Raw genomic sequence first — 14,767 nt, forward strand, 5'->3', positions numbered from 1 at the left:
AGATCTATTCTATCGGATATTTTTTTTAGAACAAATATATGGTTTACAAAGTAAAAAAGATGCCAATCCATTCAGCTAAGTCGAATAGATTGGCATCAGTTCTATCGTTTAAAATCTTATGATCAAGAGATCCGTCCACCAAAATGAGTAGGAAGCTTCCGACTAAGGGACAAAAAGAAAGTATAAACATCGGTTTATTCGTTTTTGGTAGTGGTTAGAATGTTTTGTCTTACTTCTCTCATTTTTTTTGATCGTGAAATGTAGGATTTTGTTTATCCCAGATTCTTCATTCTGTTTTATTCGAATCGATACTGTTTTCTGCTATTTCTTGTTTTTTGATTTTAAAATAGTCCACATGTGTATGGTTATATTCTAACACCGTAAATTGAAAAGAATCAATTTGGATCACTGTACCTGTCTTGATGTTTTTTTCATGGTTCGACATAAATCCAGATAGTGTGATAAAAGTAGACTCTTCAAATTCAGGGATCGTAACGTGGAAATAACGACCAAAATCATCTAACGTCAATTTTCCTGAAACAATATAGCTCCCATCTGCTTGTTTCGCTATCAATGCTTCATCCAAATCCGTTTCATCCCGAATTTCCCCCACGATTTCTTCTAAAATATCTTCAATCGTCACTAAACCACTCGTTCCTCCGTACTCATCTTTTAAAATAGCAATATGTTTTCCTTTTTTACGCATGATCGTCAATAATTTTTTGATGGGGATCGTTTCTGAAGTAACGATTGGTTCTTCCACCAACTCATCCACTGTTAATTGATCGTCTTTAAACGACTGCTTAATCAAATCTGGTAAAGTAACATAACCAAGGACGTGATCCTTTGACCCAGAAATAACGGGGTAGCGGGTATGACCTCTTTGAATAGAAGCTTGAATCGCATCTTTCACTGTCTCACCAGCTTCAAAAACCTGCATAGAGGTTCGATCCACTTGGATATCTTTTGCCAACGTATCATCAAATTCAAAGACATTTTCTAAATAATAGTACTCTTCTTTCGTCAACTCTCCTTTTTCATAAGAATTCATAGCCACTAACGTCAATTCTTCTTGAGATAATGTCTCTTCTCCTTCTGAAACTAATTTCACACCTAATACTTTTCCTAAAGCCGCAGCAGAATGATTCAATACCCAAATAAAAGGAAACATTGCTTTATAAAAATAATGCAACGGACGTACAACAAATAAGACCACTTGCTCTGTATTCACGATACTATAACTTTTAGGTAAAAGTTCTCCGATCACCACATCGATATATGTCACCAAGATAAACCCTAATGCGACAGAAATCGTTCCGCTCAATGCTGAGCTAAACGGCAATCGACCGATCCAAGGCTCTAGTAACGCCGCCACTGAGCCTTCGCCAACCCAACCAATGATCAACCCAGTCAAGGTAATTCCTAATTGACTAGCCGACAAGTAGTTATCTAAATGATGCGTGACATGTAATGCTAATTTGGCATTCTTTACATTTTCTCTTTCTAATTGTTCTAAACGTGAACGTCTGATTTTAACTAATGCAAATTCACTAGCTACAAAAAAAGAAGTCACCGCAATCATTAAAAATAATATGGCAAAATTAAGTACCATAACTTCCCACCTCTCTTTTCATGTCCATTGTACCTCTTTTTGAATTTTTTTTGGGAAAATAGGTTAAAAAACAACTCCTTCGTCTTCTTAAACGACCGATTTTCTTCACATAAGGTCTCCTACTTTTGATTTTTCTTTTCATTTTTGCGATAACTATCTGATAAATACGATTGATAAATCAGTGATTAAATGTCATTTTTTTCTTTTACTTTCGCAATATTTGTCATTCTTAAATAAGAAGAGGCAACTTTTACTAGACTTTAGGAACATCTTGCATACTCTTGTTAAAAAACCAAAAAATTCTTATTAAAGAAAAAAAAATCTCCTATATCCGAATCATTACTTTACAATGAATTTAATAAAAAATAATTTGAGGGAGATCATTTTTATGCCAAATAATGTGAATAAATCAAATGAAACGACCGATTTTTCATCCAACCAGGAATTACTAAACACAATTAACGCATGGAAGGCAATGCTTAAAGTTTACGGAAAAAACGAAACTTTAGAGACTTTAACTGCATTCAACTATAAAAATTCGGACATCAAATTGATTGCGGATAAGCTTCGGTTACCAAAACCAAGTAATCGAACATCTAGGAAAAAGCTAGTTCTTCCTTCAAACAAAAACACTACCGCCGAGGTGTTCATATCCAAAGATAGGTTACTAGATACTATCAACATATGGAATGCGATGCTTAAAGTTCATGGACCAACAGAAACTTTAGCTGCTCTAGCTACATTCGGCTATGGAAAAGCGGTCACCAAAATGATCACGACTAACCTTCAGTTACCAAAATCAATCAATCGAATAGCTGAAACAGAAAAAATAATTAACGCTTCTAAATCAAAGAAGTCAACCGATTTTTCATCCAACCAGGAGTTACTGAAAACTATTGACAATTTCAAAGAAATGCTTAACACAGGTGAATTAAGCAAAACCTTGGAATGTTTAGCTGAATTAAGCTATACGCCCATAAGTATCAAACTTATCATGGCTAACCTTGACTCGCCAGAAATAAAGGATCGAGAAACTATAACAAAAAAGATAATTGAAGCAAATCAAACAAATATTATAGCGAATTCCGACAAAAATAGAGACAAACTATCAAGTACCCAAAATAATCCACAAACACGAAACAATATGAAAGATTATATCTATAATACTTACATAAAACCAAATACAGTGGAAAATGACTTACATAATAAATCTTGCATAAAAAACTTGACAGAAAAAGCCATAAATAGTGTCCCTAGCGAGCCTTTAAGTAATACGGAAAAAGATAAAACCTCTCCACAACGTTAATCACTAAAAATAGTGAGACTAGGACATAAAGTTTACTCTTCGCTCTAAAAATGAATAAACGGTGTTCTAGAAGTAGCTCTATCGGAAATAAGCCGAAGAATTCCAAAAATATGAGAAACTATTTTCGGATTCTTCGGCTTATTTCTCAAAGCTAGACACTTCTGTCACAACCTCACGTAAATACTTTATTCGCTAAAGTTTAATTTTTCCTTTCTTTTAACCACGTTTTTCTTGTTACACCAATTAGTAACGGTACTGTTTCATGCTTTACTTCACTATACTCTAAACCAAACCAAGTTTCTGGCGTGGTCGCAATTTTTTTAATTGCAAGTTTTGCTTGCATGATTTGTCGTTCCCATTTGCTGAGAGTCGTCACATTTGAGATCACTTCATCAATCAAGATAAATTGGAAATCACCGACTTCTCTTCCCGGAGTTAACGAATAAGTCTGCGGTTGTTTTGGTAATCTTCCTTGTTTCATCAAATCATGAATGATTTGACGAACATAGACATTGATTTCTTGTTGTACTCTGAATCCTAAGAAGAGATTCACTTGTACGACAAAATCAGTATCCATCATATCGATTTGGTATTCTTTCGTATAAGGTTCATCCGTCACTTCCACATGTACGAACCAATATACACGTGCTCTTTTTGGTCGTTTGTCCAGAATCGAGTAGACAAATTGTCTACCAACTTTTCCTTCGGCCATATCTGGTACTAAGAACACCACATTAGTTTGATAAAGTGGCAATGAGTGATCATCTCTTAATTCCGCTAATTGTGGAATGTAATCTTTTAATGCCACATCTTCCGCAGCAGACTCACGGATGATATTTCCTTGTTCCCAAATAAACATGACAGCTAAAATAATGATCGCCATCAACACCGCAACAAACCCTCCGTGGAAAAACTTCACGATACTTGAGATGAAAAAGATGATCTCGATCGCACCAAAAAAGAAAGACACAATCCAGGCGAACCATTTGGAATAGTTGCTTTGGATCAAATAGAAATAAAGAAGTACCGTCGTCATCAACATCGTGACAGTAATTGAAAGTCCATAGGCTGCTTCCATATGATGTGATGTTCGGAAAGTAACCACGATCAACGAACAAGCCAACCATAAAATCAAATTAACCGCGGGAATATACATCTGACCGATACTGTTTCCTGGATACATGATTTTCAAGCGTGGTAAGAGTTTTAACTTAATCGCCTCTGATACCAATGTAAATGATCCAGTAATCAAAGCCTGTGAAGCAATGACCGCAGCGATCGTAGCAAACCCAACGCCAATAATCAACCAACCTTTAGGTAACATTTGGAAAAATGGATTGAGATTATTGATTTGTTGCACCTCTTGATTTTGATAAATATTCAGTAACCAAGCCGCTTGTCCGAAGTAATTCAATACTAAGCAAAGTTTAACGTAAGGCCAACTTAAACGGATATTTAATTTCCCCACATGCCCCAAGTCAGAATACAATGCTTCCGCCCCTGTCGTAGCCAGAAAGATGTTTCCTAAAATAAAGAGACCTAATCGATTGTCTGGACTAAAAAGTAGGCGAATCGCGTAGTAGGGGTTCAACGCTCGGATCACCGTCCAGTCTTGGCTGAAATTTATTAAACCCATCACACCTAAAAAAGTAAACCATAAAAACATGATCGGACCAAACGCTTTTCCTACTATCTCGGTACCGAATCGTTGAACCATAAATAATACGAAAATGATGACTAATGTAATAATGACAATAATATTTTGATTGTTACCGAATCGATCAAAAAATTGTGGGATACCTCTTAACCCCTCGATTGCTGTCGTGACAGTCACCGCTGGGGTCAATACTCCATCAGCAAGTAGAGCAGCTCCACCGATCATTGCTGGTACGATCAAGTATTTACTCCCTTTCCTGACTAGTGTATATAAAGAAAAAATCCCACCCTCACCGTGGTTATCGGCATTTAACGCAATCACCACATACTTGATTGTGGTAAGTAATGTTAGTGTCCAAAAAATCAATGACACCGAACCAAGGACAAATTCAGGATTGATACCTCGTAGTCCTCCGTTATCTTCTACGATGGCCTTCATTACATATAGTGGACTCGTTCCAATATCTCCGTAAACTACACCCATCGCAACTAATAGACCAGCCATTGAAATTTTTTTAGTGTTGTGTTTTGTTGTCAATTGTCCCCCTCTTTTCTACTTTCGTTCACTATCGTATTTTCTTCACAAATCATTGATCTTTTATTTCATGTGATTTACTTAACTAGAGACCCCTACGAAGTGTCAAATCATTATACAAGATTTCATTTAGTAATGTCGACGGATATAGTCTGCTAAAAATGAATACACACCGAGACAAAAAAGAGCTCCTAGCAATGAAGGGATGAGGTAGAATCCTTTGATCGAGGGACCTAATTCACCAAGAACAAATTCTCCTAACCAACTTCCTAAAAAGCCGATCACTACATTTCCAGTGACACCGCCAGGTACATCCTCATTTAAGATCAATCCAGCGAACAGACCTAAAACGCCACCAACGATCAAAGTCAGAAAAAAATAAAGCATCTCGTTCCCTCATTAAAAAATACACCTTTATTTTACGTTATTTTGAAAATTAGACCAAAGATTATGAATAGCTTTTATCCAAGTAAACTTTCCAGAGGGATTTTAGCTATAAAAAGAAGGAGTAAGACATTGTCTCACTCCTTCTTTTTCAATGTAGCAAAAACAAGTATTTTTCACTGGCGTAGGCGTTTCACCCTTCAGATTACTCTTTTTGCTATTTTATCGTTTGAACGATTATTTTGTTTCTTTTTCAGAACCATCTTCTGTTAACATCGCTTTTCTAGAAAGATTTACGCGACCTTGTTTGTCAATCTCAGTTACTTTGACAAGGACTTCATCACCCAATTTGACTACATCTTCTACTTTATTGACACGGTCATTTGAAAGTTGAGAGATGTGAACCAATCCGTCTTTTCCTTTGATCAAGTTAACGAAAGCACCAAATTTTTCAATACGAACTACTTTTCCTAGATAAACCTCACCGACTTTTACTTCTTTAGTTAAGTCTTCAATGATCTTGATTGCTTTTTGGATCATTTCTTTATCAGATGAAGCAATACTTACTTTGCCATCTTGATCGATATCGATTTTCACACCAGTTTCTTCAATGATACCATTGATTGTGTCGCCACCTTTACCGATCACATCTTTGATCTTCGCAGGGTCGATTTGGATCATTTCGATTTTCGGTGCATATGGGCTTAATTCTTCACGAGGTGCTGCAATCGTTGAAGTCAATTCTTCTAAGATTTCCATACGTGCTTGTTTTGCTTGGGCTAGCGCTTCTTTTAGGATTTGTTCCGTAATTCCTTGGATCTTAATATCCATTTGTAGAGCAGTTATCCCATCTTTAGTTCCAGCCACTTTAAAGTCCATATCTCCCAGATGATCTTCTAATCCTTGGATATCTGTTAAAATCGTATAGTTTTCGCCATCTGAAACAAGTCCCATTGCAATCCCTGCAACTGGTGCTTTGATTGGCACACCGGCATCCATCAATGCTAATGTCCCAGCACAGATACTTGCTTGTGAAGAAGAACCATTCGATTCTAAAACTTCTGCCACTAAACGGATTGTATAAGGGAAATCTTCTTCTGAAGGAATCACTTGTGCTAGCGCACGTTCACCTAAAGCACCATGTCCGATTTCACGACGACCAGGTGATCCCGCACGCCCTGTTGAACCAACAGAAAATTGTGGGAAGTTGTAATGGTGGATGAATCGTTTGCTAACTTCTACTCCCAGTCCATCAATAATTTGATGTTCACCTAGTGGCGCAAGCGTACAAGCAGATAATGCTTGAGTTTGTCCTCGAGTAAACAAACCTGAACCATGAACCCGTGGCAACAAGCTTACTTCTGAAGCTAGTGGACGGATTTCGTCCAATTTACGCCCATCAGGACGAATCTTGTCGATCGTGATCAATTCACGAACTACATCTTTTTCTAAGTCCTCAGTAATTTGTTTTACTTCTTTTAGTAATTGATCTTCCTCTGCATGCCCGATAAATTTTTCGGCATAAGCTTCACGAATATCGATTTTTACTTGTTCGATATTGTCTTCACGAGCTAGTTTTTCTTCTGTCATAACAGCCGTTTTCATCGTAGCATAAGAAGCATCAAAGATTTCTTTTTTCAAATCTGCATCTACTTGTAACAAAGAAACTTCCATTTTCTCTTTGCCGACAGCTTGGACGATTTCTTCTTGGAAAGCAACTAATTCTTTGATTGCATCAAAACCAAATAGTAATGCTCCAAGCATATCTTCTTCAGAAACTTCTTTCGCACCACTTTCAACCATGTTGATTGCTTGTTTTGTACCTGCAACACTTAGTTCAATATCTGTTTGTTCCGCTTGTTCAACTGTTGGATTCAAGACATATTCGCCATTCACACGGCCGACTTCGACACCAGCAATTGGTCCATCAAATGGAATATCTGAAATTGATAATGCTAAAGAAGAACCTAGCATTGCAGCCATCGCAGGTGAACAATCTGTTTCAACACTCATCACGATGTTGGTTACTTGAACTTCGTTACGGAAGCCATCCGCAAACATTGGGCGGATCGGACGGTCGATCAAGCGAGCCGTTAAAGTTGCTTCTGTACTTGGACGACCTTCACGCTTGATAAATCCTCCAGGAATTTTACCGGCAGCATACATCTTTTCTTCATAGTTGATCGTCAACGGGAAGAAGTCAGTATCTTTTGCTTCTTTTGAAGCAACTGCCGCACTTAAAACTACAGTATCTCCATAGCGAACTAAAACTGCTCCGTTCGCTTGTTTTGCTAATTGACCGACTTCGATTTGTAAGGGACGGCCTCCCCATGTCGTTTTGAATATTTGTTTTTCTGACATAATTACTCCTTTTCTTTCTCGTGAAAGCAAGACGCTACTAAACAAATGAAAACCGCCAAACGTCGCTTATCCAGCTTTCATTTGGTTAGTAGGAGTCTATCATGCTTTTTTCGAGAATGGTTGTATTAGGTATTACAGTAAAAAAAGTGAGATTCATTTGAACCCCACTCTTTTTGTCAAAATTAACGGCGTAGACCTAAGCGTTTGATCAATTCGCGGTAACGTTGTACATCAGTCTTACGTAGGTAAGCTAACAAGTTACGACGGTGACCAACTTTTTTCATTAGGCCACGGTATGAATGATGATCTTTTTTATGCATACGTGCATGTTCATTCAAGTGGTTGATTTCTTCCGTTAATACAGCGATTTGTACTTCTGGAGAACCAGTATCCCCTTCATGGCGTGCATAGTCTTTGATGATTTCATTTTTACGTTCTTTTGAAATTGCCATTTCTTTCACCTCTTTCGATTATTCCCCTGTGACTGAGTAAAACGTTGGTGATTCGCTTAACCAAGTAACAGGCGATATGCCTTACGCATACAGCTATACTTTACCTGAATATACTGGAGAAATCAAGTGAAGAATCATTAAGAAAATTTAGTTTTTAAACAAACTTTCTCCTACTTTTTAAATTTTATGTTAAACTATAATGCGAAAATAGACGTATAACTGTCTAAAAAGAAAGGGGTACATATTCCATGATCACAATGGATAATATCATCCGTGAAGGAAATCCTACTTTGCGGGAAGTAGCGGAAGAAGTTGCTCTCCCATTAAGCAAAGAAAATATCGACCTAGGAAAAGAAATGCTCGAATTCCTGAAAAATAGCCAAGATCCAATCAAAGCGGAAGAATTAAACTTACGTGGAGGGGTTGGTTTAGCTGCTCCTCAACTAGACATTTCTAAACGCATCATTGCTGTACACGTGCCAAGCCCTGATCCAGAAGTAACAGAACCCACGCTAAGTACGGTAATGTATAATCCAAAAATCCTTAGTCACTCAGTTCAAGATGCTTGCCTTGGCGAAGGAGAAGGCTGTTTATCTGTTGACCGAGAAGTACCTGGCTACGTAGTCCGCCACGCTAAGATCACGGTTTCTTATACAGATATGAATGGCGAGAAACATAAAATCCGCTTGAAAAATTATGAGGCAATCGTTGTCCAACACGAAATTGATCATATCAACGGCGTGATGTTCTACGACCATATCAACGAAAAGAATCCATTTGCCCTTAAAGAAGGCGTATTGGTGATTGAATAAAAATGATTGAAAGTTGTATTTCAATCTAAATGACTCGTAAGAAATTGAACTAAAAAGCAGCATCTTCGAAAAAACAAGTAGCGATTTTCGAAGATGCTGCTTTTTAGCGTGGAGAGACCCACTCCTTTTTTATATTACTAAGAATCAGCGAGGCTATACTTTAAACTGATTAAAAAAACGGATTGGGAATGTTCTGCTTTCTTGATTCATTAGTGATCCCTTCCACTCTGTACTCTACCCGTCTTTTCCTTTGGATCTTTTTGTCGAACGGTTCTCATCCACAAACTAGCTAAACGTTCTTTCAACTTTCTCTTCTTACGTGGACTTTCTGGTTCTCTAAATTTTTTAGAAAGGTAGGCGCCATTCTTTACATAAAATAGGAAATTGTGTGTCTTCTCTAGTTCCTCTGTTAGAGAATTTGACTTACATTGTAATTTCTCCATTCGGTCATTTTGTTTCTCCGGGAGTTGGTTTAACATAAACTCCTTTTTCTCTATTCGATCATTTGATTTCTCTAATGCATTGATTCTTGCTTTAAGTTCAGCAATTTCTCGCTCGAGATTCTTCTTTTCCCCCATTGCTTGGTTTATTCGGTTGGTTGTTTTTAACGAACGTTCTATTTCATCGATCATTTCCATCCATTTGTCTAACTGTTTTTCTCCATTCTGTTGCGCATAGCATTGATTCTCTCGCTGAGCACGAAGTTGCTGAGTCAAGATTTTTAATTGATCTTTGCGTTCTCCTATTGGCTCATCTTCTTGCATTAATTGATTTTTAGTAATTTCTGTCTCTAATTCAGAATTTGATACTTTTAATTTATTGATCCCAACTTTAATTTTTTCAATTTGACCTTCTATTTTTTTTAATATATGTACTATTTCTGGAGTATTTTTGCATTTTATATTTTCAATTATTGTTTCTGCTTCAGATCGTAACGCAAGATCTTTCTCGCATCTTTTTCTAGCCATCAAATTAAAGAGCGTGGTATTATTACTCGGCAATTGTTTTATTTTATCCTCAACTGTATTTTTATCATATAGATCAGGTTGTATCAGAACAGCCTGCGACTTGTATATTTCCACCACGAAACTTTTCCACTTCTCTAATTCTTTTTTTGCAGAATATGGGTCCCGCCAGTCATATTCAGAAGAGTTTAATTTGATTTCTTGTAGTTTTGTTTGTATTTTAACTATTCGTTCTGCTAGTGCTCGTAAAAACGCATTTATTTCTGAAACAGGTCGTTGATTTATCTCAGATTGTAGCTTATCTGCTTGTGCTCTAAATTCTAGATCCTCTTGACAAATGGTAAGATTTTTTTTTAAGAGATTCTTTGTACGCTCACTTCTATCGAAAAACGATCCCCAGTGGTCATCGATCCAACTGATCGTTTGTTCAACGGTGCTTTGTTCGTATAAAAAGGGGAATTCTGCTATGTTTTTTTTCCGCTTTTCCAACATTTCAATACTCTTTAATTCAGATAGTAAACTTTTCTTGCATCTCATCCAAAAACTAATCTGTTGTTCCAGTGCGTTATCTCCAAAATTTTTTGTCTTTAATTCATTGATACGCTGTTCTGCTATATTTGCATATTCAGCAAGCTTTTCTTTCGATAGATAACTAAGCTCTTTCTGTACATAATTTTTCATAGATAAACGTTGAGATTGTTCTTTTATTAGCTTAGATTGAGCATCCTTCCATTTATTTAGGAGACTTTTTACAGTCTGATTTTTATTTAAAGAGCCATTTAACATTGATATTTGTAAGCTAGCTTCCTTTAATTTTACGTTGATTTCATCATCCGAAAAGCAAATCACATTTTCTGACAGTTTATTAACTGCTACTGCTTCTTCGCGCCAAGCTTTTTCCCGTTGCCGTTTATTTAATTCGTTTTCGATCTTTCTCTTCGTATCTTTCCATAAATGACTTTTATTCTCAATTAATTCATTTTCGTTATAATAACTGTAATAATCTATGTAATCTTTCGATAGCTTTAACAGCTTAGCTAATTCAGAAGCAGGGATTGAAGACCGATTTTCAGAAAATTGATTTAAGTCTGCTAAACTTTGTTGCTCAACTTTGCGATGAAGTACTTCAAGCTGTTGTGTTAGTTGAGAAAACTCATTAGTAACAGTTGTAACCATCTTTTGATCTTTTAAATGAGGGAATCGTTCACTTAAGATAGTTAATTTAAATTTTACACTAGTTGTTAATTGCAGAAGTTCAACTGGCGAAACATCTTGACTTAAAAAATGACTATCAATGATTGAAGGTTCTTGCTCAATTTCTGGTCCCAACAAAGTATAGGGTTTCTCCTGTGGGAGGACGTGTAACTGATGGTCGTGATCAAAAGTGAATACTCGTCCGTTTAGTCCTGAATCATTCTGTAGATTGTAAAAACCATCCTCTAGCTCATGAGGAATAAGTAGTTGGGTGTTTTGATTATGCCGAACCAATATTACAGCCACTTCTTCTATCCAAGCATCTAGCCCATCAAAGAAATCGTCACATAAAAGATGTTCAAATTTTGTACTAACTTGCTGAAACTCTTTTCCTAATGTCAGACCATTTTCCTCAAAAGGAACATACAGCGAAAAATTCTTAAGAAAGTCTTGACGAACGTAGGGATTATCTAACACCAAACTATGGTCATATATAAAATTCTCAATCATATTTTTATAATCGTTTATATTTTCCGCTTCTTTTAAATTCAAGCTGGATTCTGGATCATAGAAAAGTGTGGTTTTACCATTAGAAAGAATATTTTCAAGTGACGTTTTTTCTTTCCACGGCAAATTAAGTGAACATTCTCCTTGACGATTGAACACACTCATTCGTTCTTTTAACTCTTCTCGTGCAAGATATAACTGATGTACGGGCATTTCATCGTTAGGAGTATACGCTTTTATTTTAGGATCATAATAACAAAGTAGTTGGACATCAGGAGTTCGTTTAACTACTTCTAAAGCTATTTTCCCCATTTTATCCGTTATTGCTTTTTCTAAACTATCTTTAGACAAATTATGAACGCTGAGACTTCCCTGATCCCACATACTATTGAAAGAAAAATCTTCAGAATTTCGTGTCACCTCTTGAATGGCGTTCCACAAACGTTTTTCTTTTGCAGCTGGAGGTAAATGATCCAAAAAATTCCTGAAAAATTGTTGTCTACGGGTATGATCCATTAGTTTGTCTTGATTGGCAAATAGCACCTCTGCTAAATCCTTCGAATAATCATTTGTGGATTCCACCACCTCAAAGTCACCTTTAATCACTGTTTTTTCAGACTGATAAATCCATCCTATCATGCGCTTCAACTCCTATATTTTATTTATGTCACGAATGCTTCTGTAAGAAGTAGTATCAAAAAATAAATTCAGCTACAAAACTTCCTATTGTCCCATTTTACTTAGAAAATGAAACTAGTTTCTTCCTTCTTTTTCAAAAAATAAAATAACTGGTACGATTCATAAATGGACAAATCATACCAGTTATTTATTATTTAATGTTCTTAAATATTCATCCCAGACTACTCTGCTCTTCATTAGCCTTCGTAGAGAATTCCTGCTTTTATCAACTGTTGCTTAATCGTTCTCAACACATTAGTATCTGGATAACGGATGGTATGCAGATGAATCCCATCGGTCAGCTCAGATAACAACGTAGCATTACTTTTTTTATAGCGTTTCATAAACAATTCAATTTCTTGAGTTGTTTGGATATGAAGCATGCCTGTCAACTCACCATATAAGGGATGTTCTACAATGACATCTAAAACTTCGCCACCAGCTTCAACGATCAAGCGCAACTCTTCTTCTGTTTGCTCACGACCATGTTGGACAGCAATCTTGCTCACTAAGCCGTTCTGTGTTTCATTGGTTTCAAGAACGTAACCTCTTGCCGTTGCAATAATAGCCGCGCCTGATGCTCTTAACAATGCAATGTCTCCGACGATAATTTGACGGCTCACTTGAAACCGTGAAGCGAATTTGCTGGCACTGACCGGTTTTTCTTCATTTGCCAGGGTATGCAGGATTTCTTTACGCCGTGCTTCTCCATCAATCATCCACTTTCTCCCCATTTAATTCATTTTGATAGTCACGAGAATGTTTCATCAGATCGATATATGTCGCTGTGATCGTTTCTTTATATTTCGTATTTTCTAACCGACTAGCGATTTTTTCTAATACTTCTTGCTCCCTTTTTTCGTCATAGACTGCTTTTTTCGATGCTTGTTTGGTTTCGCCAATTTTCGTTACCGTGTCCATACGTTTTTCTAGTAATTTGACGATTTGTTGATCAATCTGATCGATTGTTTGACGTAAGTCTTCAAGTTTTTCTGGTTGTTGATCTTCTAATATTTTTTTGATTACTCGAGCAGGATTACCTGCAATCACTACATTATCAGGAAAAGATTTAGTTACAACAGAACCCGCTCCAACTACGACATTGTTTCCTAACGTAACACCTGGCGTAATGATCACACCACCACCAAGCCAGACATTATGACCAATTTTGATTGGTTTCGCATATTCTAAGCCACTATTTCTTTTCACTGGATGAAGTGGATGAGTGGCTGTATAAAGTTGAACATTTGGCGCAAACATGCAATTGTCGCCGATTTCGATCGTACTTACATCTAAAAATGTACAGTTGTAGTTCGCATAGAAGTTTTCACCTACACGAATATTGTAACCATAATCAAAATTGATCGTTGGCTCCATGTAGATTTTTTCTCCCGTTTTTCCAAAGGTTTCTTTTAGTAATTGAGAACGTAGCTCTGCTGTTTCTGCTTGGTTGATGATCGTACTTTGGCTTCTTGCGTATTGACGATCCGCTACTAATTCCGGATCATTAGCAAAATATAATTCGCCAGCAATCATTTTTTCTTTTTCTGTTCTAATGGTCATAATTTGCTCCTTTTGATAATTTTTCAAATACTATAGCACCGTCCGTTTGCAGAAAATCATATTCTTGGTCTAACTGGATTGGCTCTTGGTTGATTACTAAGATTTGAGACTTCGTATTACGAAATTGGATTAAGTCACAAAACGGGTGTACTTGAAAACTCGTTCCGACGATGACGATCAACTCTGCTTGTTGAACAGCCGATGTTGCTCGCTCTATGACTTCATCATTAAATCCTTCCCCATACAACACGATATCTGGTCGAATTTGTCCCCCACATGTTGCATGTTGATCTGTTTGTAAATAGGTTTCCCAAGAAACGGTGTTCCCACATTTCCTACAATAGCAATGATAAAGATTTCCGTGAAAATTCACAAGTTTTGGACTTCCCGCTTTTTCATGTAATCCATCGATATTTTGGGAAACTACCCAAACTTGCTTTTTTGAGGCTAACTTTGCCATTTCTAAGTGAATAATATTTGGTCTTGCTGTTGGATGATAGATTTTTTTCACAAATGAATAAAATTTTTGTGGCTCATTGTTCATTGCTTCATGACTTAGAAGGTATTCGGGTTGTTCCAATCCATGATAGATTCCTTTTAACGATCGATAGTCGGGAATACCAGAAGGCGTTGATACCCCAGCGCCAGTTAGGAAAGTGATTTTTGAACTAGTGGCTATTGTTGCTACCGCTTCTTCAACGGTTACTTTTTTCATTTCCTTTCACCTCTCTCTTATTATACA

The 14,767-nt window shown here is 36.7% G+C and carries 11 protein-coding genes; 2 read left to right on the forward strand and 9 right to left on the reverse strand.

Translation table 11 applies throughout. The annotated features are described in order from the left end of the window. Positions 1-286: 286 nt before the first annotated feature. Positions 287-1,612: a hemolysin family protein gene (locus EHR_RS03635; protein ID WP_010736850.1), complete on the reverse strand. Its 1,326-nt coding sequence runs from the start codon at positions 1,610-1,612 to the stop codon at positions 287-289. A gap of 388 nt (positions 1,613-2,000) precedes the next feature. Here EHR_RS03635 and EHR_RS03640 point away from each other — a divergent pair, with 388 nt between their 5' ends. Further along, the gene (locus EHR_RS03640; protein WP_010736849.1) at positions 2,001-2,918 is read left to right on the forward strand and encodes a hypothetical protein; all 918 of its coding nucleotides are present in this window, start codon (positions 2,001-2,003) and stop codon (positions 2,916-2,918) included. A 199-nt stretch (positions 2,919-3,117) separates the two neighbouring features. On the opposite strand, the gene EHR_RS03645 is transcribed toward EHR_RS03640, so the two are convergent. The 4 genes from EHR_RS03645 to rpsO all read right to left on the reverse strand — a co-directional run bounded on the left by EHR_RS03645 (position 3,118) and on the right by rpsO (position 8,306). Further along, entirely contained in the window at positions 3,118-5,112 is a 1,995-nt protein-coding gene (locus tag EHR_RS03645) for a KUP/HAK/KT family potassium transporter (protein WP_010736848.1), read from the reverse strand. 126 nt (positions 5,113-5,238) lie between these two features. Beyond that, positions 5,239-5,496 (reverse strand): GlsB/YeaQ/YmgE family stress response membrane protein, encoded by a 258-nt coding sequence (locus EHR_RS03650; protein ID WP_010720351.1) that lies wholly within the window; start codon positions 5,494-5,496, stop codon positions 5,239-5,241. 234 nt (positions 5,497-5,730) lie between these two features. Then, positions 5,731-7,854 (reverse strand): polyribonucleotide nucleotidyltransferase, encoded by a 2,124-nt coding sequence (pnp, locus tag EHR_RS03655; RefSeq protein ID WP_010736847.1) that lies wholly within the window; start codon positions 7,852-7,854, stop codon positions 5,731-5,733. Positions 7,855-8,036: 182 nt separating this feature from the next. Beyond that, entirely contained in the window at positions 8,037-8,306 is a 270-nt protein-coding gene (rpsO, locus tag EHR_RS03660; RefSeq protein ID WP_010720353.1) for a 30S ribosomal protein S15, read from the reverse strand. A gap of 248 nt (positions 8,307-8,554) precedes the next feature. On the opposite strand from rpsO, the gene def reads away from it, so the two are divergent. Beyond that, the gene (gene def / locus EHR_RS03665; protein WP_010720354.1) at positions 8,555-9,118 is read left to right on the forward strand and encodes a peptide deformylase; all 564 of its coding nucleotides are present in this window, start codon (positions 8,555-8,557) and stop codon (positions 9,116-9,118) included. Positions 9,119-9,327: 209 nt separating this feature from the next. On the opposite strand, the gene EHR_RS03670 is transcribed toward def, so the two are convergent. The 4 genes from EHR_RS03670 to EHR_RS03685 all read right to left on the reverse strand — a co-directional run bounded on the left by EHR_RS03670 (position 9,328) and on the right by EHR_RS03685 (position 14,740). Further along, positions 9,328-11,910: a hypothetical protein gene (locus EHR_RS03670; RefSeq protein ID WP_237727780.1), complete on the reverse strand. Its 2,583-nt coding sequence runs from the start codon at positions 11,908-11,910 to the stop codon at positions 9,328-9,330. Between the two features lie 749 nt (positions 11,911-12,659). Further along, a complete protein-coding gene (locus tag EHR_RS03675; protein WP_010720360.1) occupies positions 12,660-13,181 on the reverse strand; it encodes a transcription repressor NadR in 522 nt (173 codons plus the stop codon). Beyond that, entirely contained in the window at positions 13,174-14,025 is an 852-nt protein-coding gene (locus EHR_RS03680) for a chorismate mutase (RefSeq protein ID WP_010736845.1), read from the reverse strand. Before EHR_RS03680 ends, EHR_RS03675 begins: the two co-directional genes overlap by 8 nt. Continuing rightward, positions 14,015-14,740: an NAD-dependent protein deacylase gene (locus EHR_RS03685; RefSeq protein ID WP_010736844.1), complete on the reverse strand. Its 726-nt coding sequence runs from the start codon at positions 14,738-14,740 to the stop codon at positions 14,015-14,017. The genes EHR_RS03680 and EHR_RS03685 overlap by 11 nt, the downstream gene beginning before the upstream one ends. Between the last annotated feature and the right edge of the window lie 27 nt (positions 14,741-14,767).

The sequence above is a fragment of the Enterococcus hirae ATCC 9790 genome (genome assembly GCF_000271405.2).
In the GTDB taxonomy this organism is placed as follows: Bacteria; Bacillota; Bacilli; order Lactobacillales; family Enterococcaceae; genus Enterococcus_B; species Enterococcus_B hirae.

Bases quoted from the DNA above. Each gene is read 5' to 3' on its own strand.
- EHR_RS03635 (WP_010736850.1), bottom strand. From the start codon at position 1,612: ATGGTACTTAATTTTGCCATATTATTTTTAATGATTGCGGTGACTTCT.
- EHR_RS03640 (WP_010736849.1), top strand. From the start codon at position 2,001: ATGCCAAATAATGTGAATAAATCAAATGAAACGACCGATTTTTCATCC.
- EHR_RS03650 (WP_010720351.1), bottom strand. From the start codon at position 5,496: ATGCTTTATTTTTTTCTGACTTTGATCGTTGGTGGCGTTTTAGGTCTG.
- pnp (WP_010736847.1), bottom strand. From the start codon at position 7,854: ATGTCAGAAAAACAAATATTCAAAACGACATGGGGAGGCCGTCCCTTA.
- rpsO (WP_010720353.1), bottom strand. From the start codon at position 8,306: ATGGCAATTTCAAAAGAACGTAAAAATGAAATCATCAAAGACTATGCA.
- def (WP_010720354.1), top strand. From the start codon at position 8,555: ATGATCACAATGGATAATATCATCCGTGAAGGAAATCCTACTTTGCGG.
- EHR_RS03675 (WP_010720360.1), bottom strand. From the start codon at position 13,181: ATGATTGATGGAGAAGCACGGCGTAAAGAAATCCTGCATACCCTGGCA.
- EHR_RS03680 (WP_010736845.1), bottom strand. From the start codon at position 14,025: ATGACCATTAGAACAGAAAAAGAAAAAATGATTGCTGGCGAATTATAT.
- EHR_RS03685 (WP_010736844.1), bottom strand. From the start codon at position 14,740: ATGAAAAAAGTAACCGTTGAAGAAGCGGTAGCAACAATAGCCACTAGT.